The organism is Novosphingobium sp. PC22D, from assembly GCF_002556635.1.
Classification (GTDB): Bacteria; Pseudomonadota; Alphaproteobacteria; order Sphingomonadales; family Sphingomonadaceae; genus Novosphingobium.
Genome location: NZ_MWMO01000002.1, coordinates 152343 through 172983, shown reverse-complemented (window position 1 = coordinate 172983; position 20641 = coordinate 152343). Strand labels below are relative to the sequence as shown.

Here is a 20641-nt window from a genome sequence, read left to right as displayed (position 1 = left end):
CGGGCGGTGGGAGACCGGAACTAACTCTCCGCGTCGAGGACCTTGAGAGCCGCCTTGGGACAGGATGCGACCGCGCGGGCAACCGCTTCGCGCTCGTCTTCACGGACCTCGGCCCGGATGATCTCCAGTTCCTCGTCCTCGTCGATGCGCAAATGGTCCGGCGCATGCTCCACGCACAGCCCGTTGACATCGCACAGGCCTCTGTCGACCACGAGCATGCCCCGACGTGTCATTCCGCGGCCTCGAGGACGGGACGGTCGACGATGTACGGGGATACGAGGCTGCCCGGCGTGGTCCCCGTGGCATGGTCGCTGCGATGCGTGAGGATGCCGTTCACCATGATGAAGCGGTAGCCGCCGGCATTGCCCTTGCGCCGCCAGTCGCCGCCCGGCATGTCGTGGACGATCTCGTAGCGGCGCGTGTCGAAGTGCAGTTCGTCGAGGTCGTAGGCGATGATGTCGGCGACGAAACCGGGAACGATCGCGCCACGGTCGTGCAGTTGCAGCGAACGGGCGACCTTGAGCGCGAGATGAAAGTGCATCTCCTCAAGCGTCATCAGGCCCTCTTCGCGGACCAGCCAGATCAGCATGTCTGTGGGCACGTGGCCCATCCCGAAGGACTTGGTGTGCGCGCCGCCGTCCGACCCGCCGATGACCGTGGCGTAGTGGCCGAAGAGACGAGCGGCCTGGTGCGGATCGGTCGACGAGATCTGCGGCGAGCGCAGTTGCAGCGCCAGATGCGACCGCGTGCCGAGATCGAGCATGACCTCCACTACGTTGCAGTCCCGTTCGGCCGCGATCTCGCCGAGAGTGCGATCGAGGTAGGATTGCAGTTCGGGTTTGCCGCCTACGTCGATCACGGTCTGACCCTCTAGCCCGTTCGCCCCGTTCGTCGGGCCCTTGCGCGCGTATTCCTCGGCGAACTCCGCGCGGAAGGCAGGGTCGGAGATCAGGGCGAGCACCGCATCGTCGTCGCGGCAGGCGGCGATCTTGCGCACCGAGCGCAGCATGCCGCACGAGACGTCGAGCTGACGCATCCCCGCTTCGATCCAGCCGCGATTGACGAGCACGCTGGACACCACGTCGAGGCCGCGCGCGCGCAGACCGTCGAGCCAGGCAAGATCCTTCTCGACCGCGTCGGGCATCAGGTCCGAGGTCATCATCGCGTTGTGGATCACGTTGACGCCCGAGCCCTTCGCCATTTCGGCGACGCGCTCGGTCAGGTCGCGATCGCCGTAGACGATGAGGTGCGACAGGAGCTGGATCACGCCTTCGCCGCGATCGACCAGCGCGCGGCAAATGGAGACCACGTCATCGTGATGGAGAATGTCGGTCGGCATCGGCGTGCCGTCGCAATCGAGGTGCGAATTGCCTTCCTCGCCCATGGCCGAAAGCGAGATGCCGAGCGCGCCCGCGTCCATCGCCTCGTTGATCAGCCGGTGCATCTGCGCGATCTCGTCGGCGGTCGGACGCCGCGACTTCGCGGCCTCTATCCCCATGACGTAGACGAGCAGGGGGTTGAGCGGCAGGTAGGTCAGCACGTTGACGCCCTTGGGCAGCAGCCGCAGCCTCTCGAGATAGTCGGGAAAGCTTTCCCAGTCCCAGGGCAGCGCCGCTTGCTGATGCGCGACGGGGATCTGTTCGGTGGTTTCCAGCATCTGCATGGTGCGCAGCTTGTCGGCAGGCCGGACGGGCGCGACGCCGAAGCCGCAATTGGCGTTGACCAGCGTCGTGACGCCGTTCTCGCCGGCGTTCGAGCAATAGGCGTCCCAGAATAGCGCGACGTCGTAGTGCGAATGCTGGTTGATGTGCCCCGGGGCGACCACGAGGCCGTCGGCATCGATCGTTTCGCGCGCCTCGGCGAGGTCGAGCCGCCCGATGGCGGCGATGCGCCCGTCGACGATGCCGATGTCGGCGCAATACGATGGCGCCCCTGTGCCGTCGACGATCCTTCCGCCGTGGATGATGGTATCAAACATCGCTCTGCCTTTTCTTCGCTGGTCCGGGGCGGGCTTGGCGCATCGCCTTCACGCCATCCAATTCTTTCGCCAATCTGTCCGGACACATTTCGAATTTCGGTTGTCGCCTTTTGACGATCATCCCAGTCCCTCGTGCACGACACCTATTGGGCCAGAGCGGAGAATGCCATGATTTCGGATGATGTCGACCTACTCGATACCGATCCGTTTTCGCTTGAACTGATGACCGATCCCGGGCCGTTCTATCGCGCGCTGAGGGATCGCGATCCGCATCGCTATTACCCCGAATACGACACGTACTTCTTCTCGCGCTTCGAGGACGTCTGGCAGATCCTGCGCATCAGCGGCAACGTCTTCCTCGCGACCGAGACCAACCTGCCGACCCCACAGTATCTGCGCTCGCGCCACAACACGGAGGCGCCGGCGCTGGCCTCGACCGATCCGATGGCGCCGGGCCCCAGCCTCCATTCGCCCTACTACGAGCAGATGCGCCAGGCGCATATCGCGCCGCTGCGTCCTAGGGCGGTGAAGCGGCTCACGGACTTCATCGAGACGACGGTGGAGTCCCGCCTTGACGCTCTGCTGCCGCTCGGCTCGTTCGACCTCGTGCGCGACTACGCGGGCGTGACGGCGGCCAGCACGATCTGCCATCTTTTCGGGATCGCGGTGGAGAAGGCCGAGGAAATCGTCGACTTCGTCTACATGATGACCCGTCTCGACCCCGAGCAGGGCGGTGTCGATCTCGCGAGCTTCTTCGTCAAGCTCAAGCGCTATATCCTGCCGCCGATCGAAGCCCGGCGCGCGGCCGGAGCGGACGGCGCGAACGCGCTGATCGACGGGCTCATCCAGTATCGCACACCGGAGGAGGGGAGGGCGCTCAGCGACGGGGAGATCGCCGATCAGCTCGTCTGCGTGATGATCGGCGGACTGGAATCGGTCGCGAAGGTGACGGGACAGGGGCTCATGGAGCTTGCGCGGCATCCGGCGCAGCTTGCCGAGGTCCGCGCCGATCTTGAGGCCAACGTTCCCGTCGCGGTGAACGAGATGGTCCGGTTCGGGGCGCCTGCCCAGTACACCTTCAGGACCGCTCATGAAGATACGCACTACGCGGGGTTGGCGATCCGCGCCGGGCAGCGCGTCGCCTGCCTTCTGCATTCCGCCTCGCGCGACGAGCGCGAGTTCGACGATCCGGACGCCTTCATCTGGAACCGCGATATCCCGCGCGTGATCTCGTTCGGCCTGGGCCAGCATCACTGCATCGGCAAGCATCTCGCACTGCTGGAAGTGAAGACCCTGGTCCAGCGCTTCCTGGAACGCGTCGCGGACTATGACATCGACATGAGCGCCGCCGAGCGCAATCCGAGTTGCTTCCAGCGCGGGTGGACGCGGCTGCCGGTGCGTATCCTGGCATGACCGGGGCCAATGCCCTTGCCGAGGCCGAGCCGCGCTACGTTGCGCTCGCCCGCCTCTTGAAGACCCGTATCGAGACCGGCAGCCTTCCCGTCGGACGGCGGCTGCCCAGCGAGAAGGATCTGTCCGAAGAGTTTGCCGCGTCGCGCCACACCGTGCGCGAGGCACTGCGCTTGTTGCGCGAGGAACAGCTCATCAGCTCGCGCAAGGGCTCCGGCTCGGTGGTTTCAATTCCGCCCGCTTCGGAGTCCTTCCGGCTCGATGCCAATTCGATCGACGATCTCGTGGCCTATGCCGTCGACATGTACACCGAGATCCGGCAGGTCGGCATCGAGGACGTGGATGGCCGCGAGGCGACCCGCGCCGGGCTGCGCGGCGGCGCGCCCTGGCTGGTGGTGCGCGGGGTCGCGCGGCATCGGCGGCGGCAGCGGCCGGTCTGCTGTTCGGACTACTACATCAACCGCACCTTCGCCGATCTGGAACCGGCGATCCCGGCCCGGTCTGGGCCGATCTTCCTGCTGATCGAGGAGCGGTTCGGCGTGCGCATCGCGCAGATGGACCAGCGTATCGCCGGTGCGTCGCTGTCGCACGACATGGCGGTCGAACTCGGCGGCGAGGCCGGGGAAGCCGCGATCGAGGTACGCCGCACCTACCGCACCGCCGAGGGTCTCCTGGCGCAGGTCTCGGTCCACACCCATCGTGCCTGCTTCTTTCAGCAGACGATCCAGATGCGGCGGCTGTGACGGCGAGCGCGCCGATCCCGGCTGGCGGGCCGCCCCGCTACGGCTCAGGCCTGCCGGGTCGCGAGTTGGCCCGACTTGATCCGGTCCACCGATTCGTCCTTCAGGAACATCGGCAGGTTCTCGTCGCTGAGATGCGTCCACTTGAGATTGCAGCCACCATCGACGGTGAGGCACTGCCCCGTCATGTAGGCCGCCAGGTCCGACAGCAGGAAGAGCACGGGCCCGGCGATTTCGTTGGCGCTGCCGAAGCGTGCCATGGGCACGCCTCGGCGCAGCCGGTCCGGCTCGGTGTTGAGACTGGCGGTCGGCGTGACCGTCGCGCCGGGAGCGACCGCGTTCAGGCGAATGCCGTCGCGCGCAAACTCAAGCGCAAGCGACTGCACCACCGAAAGCAGCGCCGCTTTTCCGGCGCCGTAGCCGATGTTGTAGGGCGAGGCGGTCAGCCCGCAGATCGATGCGATCGAGACGATGGAGCCGCCACGCTGCTGGTCCTTGAGCGCGGCGGCGAAGGCCTGCGTGATGAACAGCATGGAATCGACGTTGAGCTCGATCTGCGAGCGCCAGTTCTCGCGCGAAAGCATCGTCGAGGGGCCCCAGGTGGCGGGCGGCCCCCCGCCGACGACCGTAACCAGGCCATGCAGCGTGCCGGGCAACTCCTCGGCGGCGCGCATGACCTGGGCCACGCCATCCTCGGCGAGGATATCGGCGCGGATCGGATGCACCGACAGCCCCTCTTCTTCGCGCAGGGGGGCGAGATCCGAAGCGATCCTTTCGAGCGAATTGTCCACGGCCAGAACACTGGCGCCCGCCTGCGCGGCGAGGCGGGTGATCTGCGTGCCGATGCCGCGCCCGGCGGCGCCCGTGACGATCACTTTCAGGCCGTCGAGCCGCAAAAGATTCTCGGACATCACTGTTTCCTCCCGGACCGTTCTTGCTTTCTGATGGATTTGAGCGATTGCACAATATTTCGGCTTTGGTCAACACCGTCAGAGATCGGGAGCCCAGCGATGAGGAGGATATGACGCCGGTTTATGCGCGGATTTAAGCGGGTTGACCGGATGGCGGTTGCGAGCGTAGATGCATTTGGCAATTGCTCAAAAACAAGATGAGTGAACATCGGATTGGTCATGCCGATCCGAGCAGTGCGAACGAAGATGCCGCCGCGCCGCGAGAGGCGTGAACCGGCACGTGCAACATGGGGAGAAGGATGAGATGAAGGTACGTTATTCGCTGCCGCTGACAGCCGCGGGGCTGCTCTTCGCGTGCCCGGCCATGGCGCAGGAACGGCAGGGCGATCCGGCCTCGGACACACCGCAGCAGGCCTCTTCCGCGCCCGGCGACATCATCGTGACGGCGCGTCGCCGCGAGGAATCGATCCTGCGTGTTCCGGTCGTGGCGACGGTGCTGACCGCCGAGACGCTGGAGCGACAGCAGGTCGACGATCTCTATTCGGTCGCGGGCCGCGTTCCCGGCTTCATCATGGCCGAATCGGTGGGCACCGTCGGCATCCAGGCCTCGCTGCGCGGGATCGGGCCGACGTCCCAGACGCCGTCGGTGGACCAGTCGGTCTCGCTCAACGTCGACGGCCTGCAACTGACCCAGGGCTTCGCCTATGCCGCCGCGATGTTCGACGTCGGCGGGATCGAAGTGCTCAAGGGGCCGCAGGCGCTCTTCTTCGGCAAGAACAGCCCGGCCGGCGTGATCTCGATCCGCAGCGCTGATCCCACCGACGAATTCGAACTGATCACTCGTCTTGGCTACGAAGCAGAGGCCGAGGAAAAGCTGGGCGAACTGATCGTCTCGGGGCCGGTGAGCCCGACGCTCGGCCTGCGGTTCGCGGGTCGCTTCTCGGATTCGGAAGGCTTCTTCCGCAACAACGGCGTGCCGATCCCCAACACCGGCAATGTCGCGCCCAAGTACCGCAAGTTCGCGCCCAAGCGCAGCTATATCCTCAAGGGCACGGCGCTGTGGGAGCCGAGCGACAGCTACAGCGCCCGGCTCAAGCTGAACTTCGTCGACGACCGCACCGAGGGTAACGGCGGCGACGGCCAGCTCGTCTATTGTCCCGACGGCACGGGCGGCGTGCCGCCGCTCAACATCCCCTTCATCGGCGATGCCGACTGCACGCTGGATCGCTACACGCAGCTCGGCGATTTCGATCCCGCGTTCTGGCCGAACATCAGCAACGGCGGCGTGCCCTACATGGATTCGCGCCAGTACTTCGGCACGCTCGAGCAAAATCTCGACGTGACTCCGGCCATCCGCCTGACTTCGATCACCGGCGGCTATTCGCTGCGGCAGAACAACCTCATTCGCGGCAGCGGCAGCAGCAATCCCACGATCGCGGCGGACTTCGAATTCCGCAACCGCCAGTTCACGCAGGAACTGCGCCTCGCTTCGGACTTCGTGGATTCGCCCGTCAATTTCACTCTTGGCGGCTTCTACCAGTATGCCAAGTTCGAGAGCGACAACAACTTGCGCGCCAACACCGCGTTCGGCTTGCCGCCGATCCTGCAATCGGCGCGCCACCAGATCCGGACCTACTCCGCTTCGGCCTTCGGGCAGCTCCTGTGGAAGCTGAGCGACCAGTTGGAGATCGGCGGCGGCGCGCGCTTCACTAACGAGATCCGGCGCCACACCGAGCAGAACGGCCTCGCGGGCTACGCCGAGGTCGATCTGCTGGTCCCGCGGATCGAAGCGAACAACCTCTCGCCCGAATTCTCGGTCACCTGGACGCCGACCGACGACTTCACGGTATTCGGTTCGTATCGCCAGGGCTTCAAGTCAGGCTCGTTCAACACCATCGTCTTCATCGACGAGAACACGCGCGCCGATTTCGGCGAGGAAAAGGCCAAGGGCGGCGAGATCGGCATCAAGACGCGGCTGTTCGATCGCAGCCTGCTGTTCAACCTGGCGGCCTATCGCTACACCTATTCTGATCTTCAGGTCGGCGCCAACGAGGTCTCGCCCACCGGCGGCATCATCCTGCGCACCGTCAACGCCGCCTCGGCGCGCGTGCAGGGTATCGAGGCGGACGCGACGTTCTATCCGCGCGGCGTGCCGGGCCTCAGCCTGCGCGCGGCGGTGAACTACAACCACGCGCGCTACCTGAGCTTTCCCAATGCGCCTTGCGGCAACGGGCAGACGATCGCGCAAGGATGCGACCAGCTTTTCAACCCCGCAACCGGACGCTTCACCTCGCAGGATCTCGAGGGTGAGCCGCTTGTCCGGGCGCCTGACTGGAGCGGCAACGTCGGCGTCGACTACGAAGGCGATGCCGGACCCGGCCTGACCTTCGGGGTGGGCGCCTCGGCGGTCTACAGCTCGAGCTTCCAGACCAACCTCGTCGGTTACGATGCCTATCGGCAGGGGGAATATGCCAAGCTGAACCTCAACCTCTCGCTGCGCAGCGAGGACGGATGGGAAGTCTCGATGATCGGCAACAACCTGACCAACGAAATCACCGCGGCGCTCTGCTCGAATTCCAATACGCAGAACGGCACCGTGTTCGGCGGACAGCTCTCCGGGGCGCCGAATCAGGGGCCGGCGGGCGGCGATGAACTCGGTTGCGTCGCCGAACGCGGGCGCGAGCTCTGGCTGCGCATGACCTTCCGCTTGTCCGACCTCTTCTCGTCGCGGTGATCGCACGCGGAGAAGCGGGCAGGGAGTGGCGGGCCGGCTGGCCGGTCGTGCTCGCCGCAACGGCAGGCACGACCCTGCCGATCGTGCATCTCTACTCGACCGGGGTGATGCTGCCCGCGCTCGAAGCGGAGTTCGGCTGGACGCGCGCCGAGATATCGTCGGGTCCCGCGATCGTGTCGGTGGTTGTCGTCCTGCTCGCGCCGATCGTCGGGATGCTGGTCGACAGGTTCGGTCCGCGCCTCGTCGGGCTTGCGGGCGGCTTGTGGTTCTGCCTGTCGATTTCGCTGCTCGGTCTGGGCGACCAGCCCATCGCGACATGGTGGGCCTTGTGGGCGCTGGTTTCGCTGGGCGCGGTCGCCGTCAATCCGTCGGTCTGGGCGGCCGGAGTCTCGCGCACCTTCAACGCCAGCCGCGGCCTGGCGCTGGCCGTGGCACTGACGGGAACCGGCATCGGCGCCTTGCTGGTGCCGATCGCGGCGGGCGGACTGCTCGAAGCGTTCGGCTGGCGACAGGCGTATCTGTTGCTCGGCCTGTGCTGGGGACTGGTGGCCGTACCGCTGATCTACGCAGGGTTTCGGATGAAAGATGACCGATCGCCCGCAAAGCCGGAGGGCACCGTCCGCTCCGGCGGGGCGCGCACGATCCTGCTTTCCCGGCGTTTCGCGATGCTGGCCCTGGCGGCGACGGCGGTCACCTTCGCCGGCAACGGCATCGTCATCAACCTCGTGCCGATGCTGATCGACCGGGGGCTCGCCCCGCTGGAGGCGGCGGGCGTCGCGGGCGTGGCGGGCATCGGGTCGATCGTCGGCCGCCTCAGCGGCGGGCTATTGCTCGATCGGATCAACGCCGGCATCGTCGCGGCGCTGAGTGCGGGTACGCTGTGCCTGGGCGTTGTCGTGCTTTTCCTGCTGCCGGCTTCGCCGGGGCAGGCGATCGTCGCGGTCGCCGTTCTGGGGCTTGCCGTCGGGGTGGAATTCGACGCAGTCGCCTATCTCGCCTCGCGCCATTTCGGGCTCGAGAAATTCGGCCTCGTCTTCGGCACGATCACCGGTCTTCTCGCTCTGACCGGCGGGCTGGCCCCGCTGGCGACGAACACCATCTTCGACGTCTCGGGCTCCTATTTCGGGGCGTTGTTTCTTTCGGCTCCGCTCGCGGTGGGCGCGGCGGCGCTGTTCCTGCTGCTGGGGCCCTATCCCGCCGATGACGGACCCCACGCGGCCGCTTCCCAAAAATCCCGAAAGGCATAGTCAATGGCTGACACGACAAGTCGCATCCCGTCCGCGGACCGGCTCCAGGAACTGCTCGACCGGCAGGAAATCTTCGATTGCATCAAGCGTATCAGCCGCGCGATCGACCGCTTCGACGAGGACCTGTTCGTGTCCGGGTTCCACGAGGACGCGCTGATCGACGCGGGCGCCTTCGTCGAGCAGCCGCGCACGGTCTATCGCGGCGGCATGGAACTTCATGAGGCGGGGCAGTCATCGACCCTGCATCATCTCACCAACCACACCTGCCGGATCGACGGCTCCGAAGCGCATGCCGAGACCTATTTCCTCTATTTCGGCCGCAATCGCGACGGGACCAACTGGGCCGCGGGCGGCCGCTATGCCGATCGCCTCGAATGCCGCGATGGCGACTGGCGGATCGCCTTCCGCTGCACCCTGCTGGAATGGTCGGGCATGATCGAGCCGACCGACGTGCCCCTGTTCGCCAATGTCGAGGATCTCGGCGTCAACGGCGTCTCCGCGCGCAGCCGCGAGGATGCAAGCTATCGTCGGCCCCTGGTCAATCGCCGGACGATCCAGTCGCCGGAAACGCCGGGGGCGCTCGGGGACCCGCGCGGAAAGCGGCCTCCAGGCGCTTGACCTCGGGCATGGCATCCCCGCAAACGGACACCATGGACTCGGCTGCAACCGACGCGAAGCCCCCGCGAGAGGCAATACTCGACGCGGCGGAGCAGGTCATGCGCGAAAACGGCTATGCCGCCGTGACGTCTCGCCGGGTCGCGGCCGTCGCGGGTCTGAAGGCGCAACTGGTCCATTACTATTTCCAGTCGATGGACGAGCTGTTTCTCGAGGTCTTCCGCAGGCTCGCCCGTGAAATTCTCGCGCGGCAGGACGAGGCGGAACACGCCGACAAGCCGCTACGCGCGATGTGGGACCTGCTGAGCGACAGCCGCTATCGGATCCTGATCTACGAGTTCGTGGCGCTTGGAAACCACCGCAAGCAGGTGGGAACCGAATTCTTCCAGTTCGGCGACGAGCTTCGCGAGAAGCAGGTGAAGCTGATGCGAACCGCGCTGAAACGGCGTGGCCAGACCGATTTTCCATGGTCGCCCGAGTTCGCCGCGATCCTGCTGCACGCGCTGAGCCGGTTCCTGTCGCTGGAAGCCGAACTGGGCGTTTCGGCCGGTCATGCGAACGCGATCGCGGTGGTGAACTACTACCTCGATCTCTACGACCGGCCGGAGTCCTCGCTCGAACGCCGCTGCCGAGAACTGGAAGCGGAAAACGCGGATCTGCGGGCGCAACTGAAAAAAGGTTGAGCCGCCGGACCAGCCGTTGGTTTTCCGCTTTCGCCGCCGCTTCGGGCCGGCTTCAGCGCAGGATCGGAAATTCGCGGCCGTCGGAGAGCGTCAGCGCCGTGTCGGTCAGCGTGGCTTCGACGGTGAGGTCGCTTGCGATCCTGGCCTTTTGCTTCGTGGATTCGGCCCAGCGCTTGGCCGAAAGCGTCATCTTGTCGCCGCTGCGGACGAAGGTGCCGTAACCGCTGACGACTTCGCTGGCATCGCCCGCCACAAGCACGAACCGGTTTCCGGTGAGCGCGAGCCGCCCGTTGGCGAAGCGGCGGATGGCGATGTCCGAGGCGGGTATCCGCGTGAAGGTCTGAACCGTACCGCTGCCGAAGGTGAGCGTAAGATTGTCGCCGGTGTTGGCCGCGGTGATATCGTGGTGCGTGCTTGGCGTGAACGAAAGCGGTTCGGCGGCGGCTTCGGATATCGCGATCGTCTGTTCCGCCGTGAGCTTGATCCCTTCCGGCGTCACTTCGTAAGGGCCGGCGTGCGCCATGGCCTCGGCTCCTTCCGCCGCGGGTGTATCGAGCGGTGCGCCCATGACCGCCTGCTCGAGAAACTCGCCGTCGTGCATGAGGAATACGCCCTCGATCGGCAGTTCCTTGCCCTTGGACGTGACGAGCTTGTCATGATGCCAGAAGCCCTCGACCTCGTGAGTGGTCGCCCGCGTCTCGGGCGATGCGTCGGCCTCGGTGGAATCGGGGGCGGCACAAGCACCCAGCGGCACGGTGGCGAAAATGGTGATGGCGGCGAGGGCCGCGATCCTAGATGTCTTCATCATGGCGTGTCGTCCGGGTCTCTGGCCGATGGTCTCGGCGAATGGATCAATCTGGGCGGGGCGGGGCTCAGCCGACGGCCGCCGTCGCCTCGATCTCGATCAGGAAGTCGGGCAGGGCGAGCGACTGGACGCCGATGAACGTGTTCGCGGCCGGGACCGCGCCTTCGTAGAACGCGCCGATTTCGGGAAGGACGACGCCCAGCTTGTCCGGGCTATGGTCGACCACGTAGGTGCGCAGACGCACGATATCGGCAGGCGTTGCGCCTGCTTCTGCGAGAACCGCCTTGAGATTGGCGAGCGCCTGGCGAGTCTGCGCCGCGAGATCATCCCCGCCGACCACGTTGCACTCGGCATCCCAGGCCACCTGACCGGCGAGATGAAGCGTCTTGCCGCCTTCCTGCAGGCTTGCGTGCGAGAATCCGTAGCTGACGGCGTCGTAGAGCGACTTCGGGTTGATGCGCGTGATCATGGTGCCTTCCTGCTGCTGTCAGTCGACGATTTCGAGGCTGTGGCCGAAGGGGTCGGTCATATAGACGTTTTTCTTTCCCGCGAGCGGACCGGCATCGATGTGGATTACCTCCATCGCGGTGCAGCCGTGCGCCTCGAGGTAGGCGATCGCCTTGTCCACGTCGTCGACCTTGAGGCCGAGGTGGTGGCCTCCGCGATCGCAGTTGCGCGGCAGCTCCTGGCGGATATCACCGGGCTTGTCGTACTGAACGAGCTGGAAGTTCATGTTGTCGGTGAGCTTCATCATGACCAGCGTGAGGCGGGCGCCGGGCACGTTGACGTGAGTCGCCATCCAGTCGCGACCCTCGTCGTCGAGCGGCATTTCGGCGGCATCGAGAGGACCGAGGCGGAAGAGTTCCTCCGCCCCGATCACGTCCCGATAGAAGGCCAGCGCCGCTTCCAGATCGGGCACGGTCCACGAGATATGGTCGACCGAGAGGAAGGTGGGCTTGGGCGGCGTTTCCGTCATGGGTTTGCGACTCCGAGGGGCTGCCGGGTGGTTGGGGCCTTCATGCGAACTCTGGGGCCGTAAAACATGGCGAACAATGAGGGCACTCTGCAAACTTCGTTGCGCTGAATGCAAGATCATTCCGGCGCGGCGAGATCGCCGAGCATGACCGGGCGAGCGGGGAAGCGCGCGCTGAAGCCTGGGTCGGCGCGGTCGCCGAGCAGACGCAGCAGGGTCGGCTCGCAGTTCCGGCCCTGGCACGGGCCCATGCCGCAGCGGCTCGCCAGCTTGACCGCGTTGGCCGAACGACCGTCGAGACAGGAAACGAGATCCGCGAGGCGCACCGCTTCGCAGCGGCATACGATCGTGCTCGGCGCCATGACCGGGAAATGGCCGGTCGGGTCCGCGATCCGATCGAGCAACGCGGCGAATTTGAGGTGCTTCGCATGGGCTCGCCGGACTCCGGCCACGCGCCGCTCGGCGGCCCCGGGCGCGAGGAGGCCGAGATCGAGGGCGATGCCGGCTCCCGCGATCCGGCCGGCGCACTGCGCGGCCGCCGCGCCGGCGACGCCCGTTGTCTCGCCGGCGGCATAGAGCCCCGCGACCGACGTGCGCTGCCAGGCATCGCATTCTGCGGCCCATCCGCCTGCCGGCCCGGCGGCGCGCATCCCGGCGCCCGCCATGCGCGGCAGGGCCGATTGCGGCACGAAGCCGTAGCACAGGCCCACGGCGTCGCAGGCGGTCTCGCCCGCGCTGCTGCGCACGCCCTCGACCCGCTCGCCGCCGACGATGCCGAGCAGGCTTTCGCCGAAGCGGACTGGAACGCCCCGGCGACGCAGCCGCGCCATCGCGGCGCCGGCGGGAAGCAGGGCCGAGGCTTGCCGCGCCGCCACGAGCGGGCTTTCGGCGAGCAGCCGCGCCATCGCCTGGCGTGACTGCGCGAACATGACGGCGCTCACGCTTGCGCCCGCCGCGACGATCTGGTCCGCGATCAGCAATTGCAGCGGGTGCGTGCCCGCCAGCACGATGCGCTTGCCCGGAACGATCTGCTGGCTCTTGACGAAGGCCTGGATTCCGCCCGCCGCATAGACGCCGGGAAGCGTCCAGCCGGGCAGGGGCACCGCCAGGTCCTGGCAACCGGTGGCAAGCAGCACGCGACGTGCACGGAGCGTTTCCACGCCCGAGCGCCCTGAGAGGGTCAGCACGAAGCTCGCGTCGCTGGAGCGCGACAGGCCGAGCACCGACCGGCCGCCGAGCCAGTCGAGACCGGAAAGGGCCTCGAATTGGCCGAGTTGCCGCCGCAGTGCGGCATAGACCTTGCCACCCATCCAGCCTGTCACGCCAAACTCGCGCGGTGGCTGGCGCAGGATCTGCCCGCCGGGATGTGGCTGCTCGTCGATCACCGCGACAGCGAGGCCGTGCCCTTGCAGCGCCAGCGCGGCGGCCTGGCCGGCGGGGCCACCGCCGACGATGGCGAGATCGTAGCGCTCAGCCAAGGCCGATCTCCATGCCCGGTTCCGCTGCCGTCAGGCAGGCGCGCACGCGCCGTCCTTCGGGCAGGATGGTGACCATGCACAGACAGCACGTACCCATGTTGCAGAACAGGCCCTGCGCGTCCCCGTTCGCCATGTGGCCGATGACGGGGGACCGTTCGACCAGCACGGTGGCGATGGTCTCGCCCGGATAGGCGCGAAGCGTCTCGCCCTCGACCTGAAGCGAGAAGGGGGCCTGCCGTTCGACCTTGCTTTCGATGCGCATCGGCTACCCCATGAAGCTGTTGAGATGCTCGAACCGAGCCGGAGAGACGATGTCGAGTTCCGGCGCCGCGCGGCCGCCCATGGCTTGCGCCATGAGCCGGGCGAAGGTCGGACCGAGCGTGAAGGCCGAGCCCCCTCCCGCGACCCAGCAGCCCGGCATGCTCGGCACCTCGCCGACGATCGGCAACTGGTCCGCGCTGATCGCGGTGACGCCGGTCCAAGAGCGGATGAGGTTGAGCTTTGCCACGAAGGGCGCGGTATCGATCGCCGCGCGCATGTTGCCCGCGAGCGAAGCCGCGATCATCTCGGGCCGTCTGCGCGGATCGAACGTCCCGTCCGGCGCTTGCGCCAGCCGGGCCGGCCAGCCCCCGCCGATGAGAATGTTCCCCGCATGGGTCTGCTTCATCGAGAGCCGTCGGCCGACATGCTGGACCAGATGGCGCAGGCCCTTTGCGGTGCGCTCGGTCGCGTTCATCAGCAGCGCGACGGGGAAGAGGGGCATGTGCAGGTTCAGCCGGGCGCAGATTTGCGCGGTCCATGCACCGCAGGCGATGACCAGCCGGTCGCCCTGCAGCGTCTCGTCGGCACAGGCGATCTCGAAGCCACGGTCGAGCCGGCGCGCCGACGTCACCGGACTGCGCATCCGCAGAATCGCTCCCGCGTGCGCGGCGGCCTCGGCGAAGGCGCGAGTGACGGCGCGCGCGTCGGCATGGCCCTCGTCGCCGGAGAATCCCGCGGCGAGTATGCCTGCCGACAGGTAGGGCGCGATGGCGCGGGCCTCGTCGCCGTCAAGCAGCCGGGTCGCCAGCCCCTCGGCATTCTCCCGCGCGATCTTGCGTTCGAGCACGCCGACCTGCTCGGCGGTCTCGGCCACCATCAGCCCGCCGTCCATGACGACGTGCAGATCGGCGCCAAGTTCGGCCTCGAGCCCGCGCCAGTCGTCGATCGCGAGGCGGCTGAGCGCGGCGGTGCGCGCCGCCTGCTCGGCCAGCGCCTCGCCGTTCTCGAGGAAGCGGCGTTCGAGCTGGAAATGCAGCGATCCGGCGTTCTGGCCCGAGGCGCCCATGCCGATGTCGCCGGCTTCCAGCAGCGTGACCTGGGCTCCGCCGCGTGCCAGATGCCATGCCGTGGCGCAGCCGACGAGGCCGCCCCCCACGATCAGAACATCCGCCTTCCGCATGGCGTCTACATGCGCCCGGCGGCGACCAATGTCTTCCTGATTTCGTCGAGAAATTCCTCCGCGACGTCGCGCAGCGGGGCCCGGACCCTGCCGCCCGGCAGGCCCTGGAGGTTGAGCGCGGCCTTGAGCACGGCCGGTCCCGATCCGAAGCGTCCGGTCAGTTCGGGCGTGTACCAGTCGTCGAGGATGAGACGATCCTTGCGCCCGCATGCGCGGGCCGCCTCGATGTCGCCGACCCACAGGTGGTTGTAGAAGTCGGGCTGGATGCGTCCCAGGACGCCGCCCGCGCCCATCGTGCCGTCGCCGCCGCGCGCTTCGAGCAGCGCCAGCCCGTGCTCGTCCATCGCATGGCCGAAGACGCGGATCTGGTCGTTGAGTGCGAAGAAGGTATTGGTGAAGCGCCGAAGGTCCGAGGTCGACTGCTTGATCGCGACCACGTTCTCGATCCGCGCCAGGCGCACCAGCAGTTCGGGCGGCATGTCGATGCCGGTGCCCGGCGGCCAGTTGTAGATGCAGATCGGCAGCGGCGTCTCGTCCGAGATGGCCTGGTAGAAATCGACGATCTCTTCGGGGCCCGGACGCAGATAGGGCGGCGGCGTCACGAGAATGCCCTCGAACCGGCACTCGCTGGCGCACTGGGCGTAGGCCAGCACTTCGCGCGAGGTGAAGGCGGTGCAACCGGCAATCAGCGGGATCTTGCCGCCAAGCTGCTCGCCGGAGGCCTTGAACACCGTCTTGCGTTCCTCCGGGCTGAGACTCGTCCACTCGCCGGTCGTGCCGGCGATGACGAGACCGTGCATGCCTTCGGCCTCGAGCCATTCGAGCAGAAGGCCGAGCGCGTTGAGATCGAGATCGCGCGATTCATCGAACGGAGTTGTGATCGCGGGAAGATATCCCTTCCAGTCGACACGGTTACGCTTGTTCAAGATGGACCACCCTCCGCACATTGACGCGAGCGGATCGACCCGCCCCGTTTCGTGTTGCGACGAAGCGGCTGGCGCGGCAATGACAATGACTTGCCAAATTTGTTGCGCCCGGCGCAATATCAAGCAAAGTCGCGTCACGATCGCGGCCTGACCGCCGCAGCAGGAGAATGCCATGTGGGACACAGCCCTCGCCTATTTCTATGAAGCCGCGAACCTCGGTTCGATGCGGCTCGCCAGCGAGAAGATCGGCGTAGCGGTGTCGTCGATCAGCCGCCAGATCGGGCAGCTCGAGGCGACCATGGGAATCACCCTCATCGAGCCGGGGCGCCGCTCGATACGGCTGACCGATGCCGGGCGGCTGGTGTTCGAATTCCATCGGCGTCAGCTTGCGGACAAGGAATCGCTGTTCAACCAGCTCAAGGAGCTGCGAGAGGTCAAGACGGGGCATGTGGTGCTGGCGATCGGCGAGGGCTTCATCGGCAATTCTCTGGCCGGCACGATCGAGCACTTCCAGCGGCGCAATCCCGGGATCGCGGTCACGATCCATAGCTGCGCGAGCAGCGAGATCGTGCGCATGGTGCTCGAGGACGAAGTGCATATCGGCATGATCCTGCATGTCACCGACGAGCCGAAGATTCGCACGCGCCTCAGCGTCGGCCAGCCACTCAGCGTGCTTTGCGCGCCGGACCATCCGGCGGCGAAGCTCGATTCGGTGACGATGGAGGATCTCGCCGGCTATGTGCTGTGTCTGCCGCCCAAGGGTTTCCGCATTCGCGCTTCGCTTGCCGCCGCCGAGCGGCGCGCGCGGGTCATGCTCGAACCGATGCTGGTGACGACCTCGATCCAGATGATGCGCGACATGGCCAAGGCCGGCCGCGTGGTCACCGTGCTGCCGCGCATCTCTGCGCTCACCGAGCTGGACGAGGGCAGTCTGGTCGAACGGCCGCTGCGCGATCCGGAGCTCGAGCATTCGACCGTCAGCCTGATCCACCGGCTCGGCCGCCAGCTCGACGGCGCGCCGGCCCGGCTGCTCTCGCTGCTGGAGAACAACCTCAAGACCCGCACGCCGCCGCAGCCGGTCGCCGCCGAAGCGGCGTCAGGCGGCGAGGGCCGCGGCGCGGTCGCGTGAAGGCATGGCGATCGAGACCAGCGCCGCGACCGCGGCGTTGACGGCCATCGCGACGAGGCCGGTGTCCCAGCCCGGCAGCAGTCCGCTCCAGAACGGCTGAAGCTGGGGCAGGAGGGCGATGTAGCCGCACACGATTCCGGACGCCACGCCGATGGCGCGCGCGCGCGGCCAGAGGAAGGCAAAGTAGACGCCCGGCGCCAGCATGCCGATCGCGGCATAGGCGGACAGGCCGACTTCCACGAGCGAGCGGTTCGCTCCGAGCGTGAGCCAGACCGCGATGCCCGCAAAGACGATCAGCGAAAGGCGCGAGGCGAGCAGCGCCGCCCGTTCAGAGAGGTTGGGAATCATCGGCGTGAGGACGTTGCGGCTGAAGAGAGAGCCGGCGGTGAGCAGGAGCACCGAGCCGGGCACCAGCGCGAGCAGGCAGGCCGTGCCGGCGAAGAGACCCACCGCCCAGGCCGGATATTCCCGCGCGACGAAGCTGATCAGGACCGCATTCGAATCCCCGTCGGGCGGCTCGATCCCGGCCAGAAGGGCGGCGAAGCCGAGCAGGATGATGAAGAAGTACGACAGCGAATAGACCGGCTGCAGCACGGCGTTGCGGCGGATCGTCTTGCGACTGCCCGCCGAATAGCAAAGCTGGAACAGGTGCGGCAGGATCCAGTTGCCCAGCGCGACGTTGAGCGCCGAGGTCATCAGCCAGGTCGAGGTGAGCCCGGCATCCGGCTGGCGTCCCGGAAAGCTGCCGATGCCCGGATGCATGTCCTGCACCCGGGCGAAGACGTCGAGCATTGAGGAAGCGCCGACCCGTGACGCGGCGGTGCCGCACAGGACCACCACGACGACCAGCATCAGGACGTCCTTCACGCCCGCCGCGAACGCCGCCGAGCGCAAGCCCGCGAGAAAGACGAAGCCGATCATCACCACGGCCGCGATGAGCGCCGCGCTGGTCGGGCTCACTTGCGGGCCGAGCGTCAGCCGCAGGATCAGGCCCAGCGCGGTGATCTGGATCTGGACGTAGACGATGAGCGCGACGATCCCGGCGACGGCGACGATCACGCTCAGCCATGTCGCCCGGTAGTGCGCGGCGAAGAAGTCCGCCTGGGTGACGAGGTTGTAGCGGTGTCCTTCCTCCCAGATCCGCGGCATCAGCCAGTAGCCGATGACCGCCGAGAGCGAGACCGAGGTCAGCGCCAGATACGCCGGCGCGCCGAAGGCCCAGGCGAAGCCCGAGATGCCGAGCACTGCGAAGGTCGTGTAGATCTCCCCCGCGTTGAGGAACCAGAAGATGAGGATGCCGAAGCGCCGTCCGCCGACGGCCCACTCGGTCAGCGTCTTCGCGCGGGCCTGCCGCTGGCTGTAGAGCAATGCGCCCACGACAGTCCCGCGCACGATGCCGAAGGTCAGGATGAGGATCATGGGGTCGGTCCGTCCGCGCCGCTGTCGCCGCGCTCGGCCTTTTCGTCGAGCGCGAAGACGACGGCGATGATCGCCGTGGTGAAGAGGATGCCGAGCATCTGCCAGACCATCGGGAAGGGCAGCGAGAACGGACGCCAGGCGATGTCGTTGACCAGCGGCACCGCGCCCACCTGCCAGAGAAACGGGAGCAGCAGCAGCCAGCGGTGGCGGTAACGCCGGTCCGTCACGCCAGCCCGCCTCCGGCCGCGATCCAGCTATCGATCTTGGCTTCGAGGACGTCCATCGGCAGGCAACCCGTGCCGATCGCCTGATGGTGATAGTCGCGCACATCGAAACGCTGTCCGAGATCGGCGGCGGCGCGGGCGCGCAGTTCGCTGAACTTGAGCTGGCCGATCTTGTAGGCGCAGGCCTGCCCCGGATAGGCGATGTAGCGGTCGATCTCGACCTCGACGTCGCGAGGCGCCATCGAGGTGTTATCGAGCATGAACCGGATCGCCTGTTCGCGGCTCCATTTCCTGGCGTGGATACCGGTGTCGACGACGAGCCGCACCGCGCGCAGCATTTCCATGTCGTAGTGGCCGAACATCTGCATCGGATCGGTGAACATGCCCAGTTCCGGACCGAGCGATTCGGCATAGAGGCCCCAGCCTTCGGCGAACGCGGTCGCCGATCCATAGCGCAGGAGCGGCGGCAGCGCCGCGTTCTCGCGCGCCAGCGTGATCTGGAAGTGGTGGCCGGGGATGCCTTCGTGCAGCGTCAGCGTTTCCAGTGTCGGGATAGGGCGGGTGTCGAGCATCGACATGTTGAAGAACAGGACGCCCGGCGTCTTCCCGTCGGGAGGACCGGCGCGGTAGTAGCCGGTGCCGCGCTGGTCGCCGAGCGCGGGCAGGGGGCGCACCTCGAAAGGCGCCTCGGGCCGTTCGTGGAACAGGCTGGGGATACCGGGCCAGATGCGCGCCTCGATCGCCTTGAAGCGGCCGAGCAGCTCCTCCGGGGTCTTGCAATAGAACTTCGGATCGGTGCGAACATATTCGAAGAAGGCCTTGAGGTCTCCCGAAAAACCGACTTCCTTCTTCACCGCTTCCATCTCGCCGCGGATGCGCGCGACCTCCGAGAGGCCGAGTTCGTGGATCGCGCCGGGCGCGAGCGTCGTCGTGGTGTGGCGGCGCAGTTCCCAGGCGTAGAGGCGATCGCCGTCCTTCATCGCCCACCGGCCCGGAGCGGCATTGGCGCGCGGCAGGTAGGTTTCGCGCAGGAAGCTCTGCCAGGCACGGTAGCCGGGATAGACCTTGTCGACGACGCGCTCGCGCGTGGCCTGGGTCAGGCGGGCGCGATCGGCGGCGTCGAAACTGGCGGGCATGCGTGTGATCGCCGACCAGAACGGACTTTCCTCCGGCGGCGTGGCGACCATCGCGTCGACTTGCTTGAGCAGGTTTTCAATGAGGATCCTTGGCTGGCTATACCCCGCCTCGAGGCCTTGCGAGGCGAGCGAGACCACATTGCGGAGATAGGCGGCGAAACCATCGAGACGCTGGAGATTGCGCTCGTAGTCCTCGACCGTCGCGAAGGGCGCCGGACCGCCGGAAACGAAATCGGGAAACTCGACCTGCAAGCCGAAGGACGGATTGAACGGCGCCATCCGCTGCACCTGGAACAAGTCGTCCTCGAACAGCGCGAGCGCCTGCTGCAACTGGTAGGCGAACACATCGTAGGCGACCTGGTCGATCGCGGGCAGCCGCGCGCGGTCGATCGCCTGGAGCGCCCGCCACTCGCCCATCTTGTCGGCTTTCAGCGTCGTCCAGTACCATTCGCCGAACGGATCGACGAAGGCGGGCCCCTCGTCGGCGCCGGACGCGCTCTTGCGTACGGCCGAAAGCGGGTCGAGCCGCGCGGTTGCCGCCTCGCTGCTGTCGAGGAGCGCGCGCAGCCGCGCGGACTCGCTCGCGCCCGCCTGCGCCATGGCCGGCAGCCCCGGCATGACCGCGGCGGCACCTGTCAGGGCCATGAGGCGCAGCGCCTTTCGACGTGTGGTGGCAGAAGTCACGGCCAGGTTCATGGCAAGCCCCTTGTTCGATTCCGGCATGATCCTAGCGCGTCGAAGCGAAACCGCATCATCATCGAAGATGGCGGTGCGATCCAAATTAGCCTCGAT

At 66.9% G+C, this 20641-nt stretch carries 20 protein-coding genes; 7 read left to right on the top strand and 13 right to left on the bottom strand.

Going from position 1 to position 20641, the window contains the following annotated elements; genetic code table 11:
- Positions 1–20: 20 nt before the first annotated feature.
- Together B2G71_RS04485 and B2G71_RS04480 are read right to left on the bottom strand one after the other, a co-directional pair.
- On the bottom strand, positions 21–218 hold the full coding sequence (locus B2G71_RS04485; RefSeq protein WP_098104536.1) for a ferredoxin: 198 nt from the start codon (positions 216–218) through the stop codon (positions 21–23).
- An 11-nt stretch (positions 219–229) separates the two neighbouring features.
- A complete protein-coding gene (locus tag B2G71_RS04480) occupies positions 230–1978 on the bottom strand; it encodes an amidohydrolase family protein (protein WP_098104535.1) in 1749 nt (582 codons plus the stop codon).
- Between the two features lie 168 nt (positions 1979–2146).
- Between B2G71_RS04480 and B2G71_RS04475 the strand changes: the two genes are divergently transcribed.
- Together B2G71_RS04475 and B2G71_RS04470 are read left to right on the top strand one after the other, a co-directional pair.
- A complete protein-coding gene (locus B2G71_RS04475; RefSeq protein ID WP_098104534.1) occupies positions 2147–3391 on the top strand; it encodes a cytochrome P450 in 1245 nt (414 codons plus the stop codon).
- Positions 3388–4131, top strand: a complete 744-nt coding sequence (locus tag B2G71_RS04470) for a GntR family transcriptional regulator (protein ID WP_098104533.1) — start codon at positions 3388–3390, stop codon at positions 4129–4131. The genes B2G71_RS04475 and B2G71_RS04470 overlap by 4 nt, the downstream gene beginning before the upstream one ends.
- A gap of 44 nt (positions 4132–4175) precedes the next feature.
- Here the strand turns inward: B2G71_RS04470 and B2G71_RS04465 are convergent, their stop codons facing one another.
- On the bottom strand, positions 4176–5039 hold the full coding sequence (locus B2G71_RS04465) for an SDR family oxidoreductase (RefSeq protein ID WP_098104532.1): 864 nt from the start codon (positions 5037–5039) through the stop codon (positions 4176–4178).
- A gap of 304 nt (positions 5040–5343) precedes the next feature.
- Between B2G71_RS04465 and B2G71_RS04460 the strand changes: the two genes are divergently transcribed.
- From B2G71_RS04460 to B2G71_RS04445, 4 genes are read left to right on the top strand one after another with little or no spacing between them, the layout of a single operon-like run.
- On the top strand, positions 5344–7773 hold the full coding sequence (locus tag B2G71_RS04460; RefSeq protein ID WP_098104531.1) for a TonB-dependent receptor: 2430 nt from the start codon (positions 5344–5346) through the stop codon (positions 7771–7773).
- Positions 7770–9020 (top strand): MFS transporter, encoded by a 1251-nt coding sequence (locus tag B2G71_RS04455; protein ID WP_098104530.1) that lies wholly within the window; start codon positions 7770–7772, stop codon positions 9018–9020. Before B2G71_RS04460 ends, B2G71_RS04455 begins: the two co-directional genes overlap by 4 nt.
- Before the next feature lie 3 nt (positions 9021–9023).
- On the top strand, positions 9024–9638 hold the full coding sequence (locus B2G71_RS04450) for a nuclear transport factor 2 family protein (protein WP_098104529.1): 615 nt from the start codon (positions 9024–9026) through the stop codon (positions 9636–9638).
- Between the two features lie 32 nt (positions 9639–9670).
- Positions 9671–10318 (top strand): TetR/AcrR family transcriptional regulator, encoded by a 648-nt coding sequence (locus B2G71_RS04445; protein ID WP_168176251.1) that lies wholly within the window; start codon positions 9671–9673, stop codon positions 10316–10318.
- A 52-nt stretch (positions 10319–10370) separates the two neighbouring features.
- Here B2G71_RS04445 and B2G71_RS04440 read toward each other — a convergent pair whose 3' ends face one another.
- The 7 genes from B2G71_RS04440 to B2G71_RS04410 all read right to left on the bottom strand — a co-directional run bounded on the left by B2G71_RS04440 (position 10371) and on the right by B2G71_RS04410 (position 15941).
- On the bottom strand, positions 10371–11126 hold the full coding sequence (locus tag B2G71_RS04440; RefSeq protein ID WP_098104527.1) for a hypothetical protein: 756 nt from the start codon (positions 11124–11126) through the stop codon (positions 10371–10373).
- A gap of 64 nt (positions 11127–11190) precedes the next feature.
- Positions 11191–11592 (bottom strand): RidA family protein, encoded by a 402-nt coding sequence (locus B2G71_RS04435; RefSeq protein WP_098104526.1) that lies wholly within the window; start codon positions 11590–11592, stop codon positions 11191–11193.
- Between the two features lie 18 nt (positions 11593–11610).
- Positions 11611–12099: a VOC family protein gene (locus tag B2G71_RS04430; RefSeq protein ID WP_098104525.1), complete on the bottom strand. Its 489-nt coding sequence runs from the start codon at positions 12097–12099 to the stop codon at positions 11611–11613.
- Between the two features lie 116 nt (positions 12100–12215).
- Positions 12216–13574, bottom strand: a complete 1359-nt coding sequence (locus B2G71_RS04425; RefSeq protein ID WP_098104524.1) for an NAD(P)/FAD-dependent oxidoreductase — start codon at positions 13572–13574, stop codon at positions 12216–12218.
- Entirely contained in the window at positions 13567–13836 is a 270-nt protein-coding gene (locus B2G71_RS04420; RefSeq protein ID WP_098104523.1) for a 2Fe-2S iron-sulfur cluster-binding protein, read from the bottom strand. The genes B2G71_RS04425 and B2G71_RS04420 overlap by 8 nt, the downstream gene beginning before the upstream one ends.
- 3 nt (positions 13837–13839) lie before the next feature.
- Positions 13840–15015: an FAD-dependent oxidoreductase gene (locus B2G71_RS04415; protein WP_098104522.1), complete on the bottom strand. Its 1176-nt coding sequence runs from the start codon at positions 15013–15015 to the stop codon at positions 13840–13842.
- 5 nt (positions 15016–15020) lie between these two features.
- Complete coding sequence (locus B2G71_RS04410; RefSeq protein WP_206049297.1) at positions 15021–15941, bottom strand: dihydrodipicolinate synthase family protein; 921 nt, start codon at positions 15939–15941, stop codon at positions 15021–15023.
- A 172-nt stretch (positions 15942–16113) separates the two neighbouring features.
- On the opposite strand from B2G71_RS04410, the gene B2G71_RS04405 reads away from it, so the two are divergent.
- On the top strand, positions 16114–17070 hold the full coding sequence (locus B2G71_RS04405) for a LysR family transcriptional regulator (RefSeq protein WP_098104520.1): 957 nt from the start codon (positions 16114–16116) through the stop codon (positions 17068–17070).
- Here the strand turns inward: B2G71_RS04405 and B2G71_RS04400 are convergent.
- Genes B2G71_RS04400 through B2G71_RS04390 form a run of 3 tightly spaced genes read right to left on the bottom strand, consistent with a single transcriptional unit; the run spans position 17038 to position 20545 of the window.
- Positions 17038–18489 (bottom strand): sodium:solute symporter, encoded by a 1452-nt coding sequence (locus B2G71_RS04400; RefSeq protein ID WP_098104519.1) that lies wholly within the window; start codon positions 18487–18489, stop codon positions 17038–17040. The two genes, B2G71_RS04405 and B2G71_RS04400, sit on opposite strands and share 33 nt — an antisense overlap.
- Positions 18486–18716: a DUF3311 domain-containing protein gene (locus B2G71_RS04395; RefSeq protein WP_098104518.1), complete on the bottom strand. Its 231-nt coding sequence runs from the start codon at positions 18714–18716 to the stop codon at positions 18486–18488. Before B2G71_RS04395 ends, B2G71_RS04400 begins: the two co-directional genes overlap by 4 nt.
- Positions 18713–20545 (bottom strand): DUF885 domain-containing protein, encoded by a 1833-nt coding sequence (locus B2G71_RS04390; RefSeq protein WP_098104934.1) that lies wholly within the window; start codon positions 20543–20545, stop codon positions 18713–18715. The genes B2G71_RS04395 and B2G71_RS04390 overlap by 4 nt, the downstream gene beginning before the upstream one ends.
- Positions 20546–20641 lie beyond the last annotated feature (96 nt).

Coding starts and splice junctions, on each gene's coding strand:
- B2G71_RS04485 (WP_098104536.1), bottom strand. CDS start 218: ATGCTCGTGGTCGACAGAGGCCTGTGCGATGTCAACGGGCTGTGCGTG.
- B2G71_RS04480 (WP_098104535.1), bottom strand. CDS start 1,978: ATGTTTGATACCATCATCCACGGCGGAAGGATCGTCGACGGCACAGGG.
- B2G71_RS04475 (WP_098104534.1), top strand. CDS start 2,147: ATGATTTCGGATGATGTCGACCTACTCGATACCGATCCGTTTTCGCTT.
- B2G71_RS04470 (WP_098104533.1), top strand. CDS start 3,388: ATGACCGGGGCCAATGCCCTTGCCGAGGCCGAGCCGCGCTACGTTGCG.
- B2G71_RS04465 (WP_098104532.1), bottom strand. CDS start 5,039: ATGTCCGAGAATCTTTTGCGGCTCGACGGCCTGAAAGTGATCGTCACG.
- B2G71_RS04460 (WP_098104531.1), top strand. CDS start 5,344: ATGAAGGTACGTTATTCGCTGCCGCTGACAGCCGCGGGGCTGCTCTTC.
- B2G71_RS04450 (WP_098104529.1), top strand. CDS start 9,024: ATGGCTGACACGACAAGTCGCATCCCGTCCGCGGACCGGCTCCAGGAA.
- B2G71_RS04445 (WP_168176251.1), top strand. CDS start 9,671: ATGGACTCGGCTGCAACCGACGCGAAGCCCCCGCGAGAGGCAATACTC.
- B2G71_RS04440 (WP_098104527.1), bottom strand. CDS start 11,126: ATGATGAAGACATCTAGGATCGCGGCCCTCGCCGCCATCACCATTTTC.
- B2G71_RS04435 (WP_098104526.1), bottom strand. CDS start 11,592: ATGATCACGCGCATCAACCCGAAGTCGCTCTACGACGCCGTCAGCTAC.
- B2G71_RS04430 (WP_098104525.1), bottom strand. CDS start 12,099: ATGACGGAAACGCCGCCCAAGCCCACCTTCCTCTCGGTCGACCATATC.
- B2G71_RS04420 (WP_098104523.1), bottom strand. CDS start 13,836: ATGCGCATCGAAAGCAAGGTCGAACGGCAGGCCCCCTTCTCGCTTCAG.
- B2G71_RS04415 (WP_098104522.1), bottom strand. CDS start 15,015: ATGCGGAAGGCGGATGTTCTGATCGTGGGGGGCGGCCTCGTCGGCTGC.
- B2G71_RS04405 (WP_098104520.1), top strand. CDS start 16,114: ATGTGGGACACAGCCCTCGCCTATTTCTATGAAGCCGCGAACCTCGGT.
- B2G71_RS04400 (WP_098104519.1), bottom strand. CDS start 18,489: ATGATCCTCATCCTGACCTTCGGCATCGTGCGCGGGACTGTCGTGGGC.
- B2G71_RS04390 (WP_098104934.1), bottom strand. CDS start 20,545: ATGAACCTGGCCGTGACTTCTGCCACCACACGTCGAAAGGCGCTGCGC.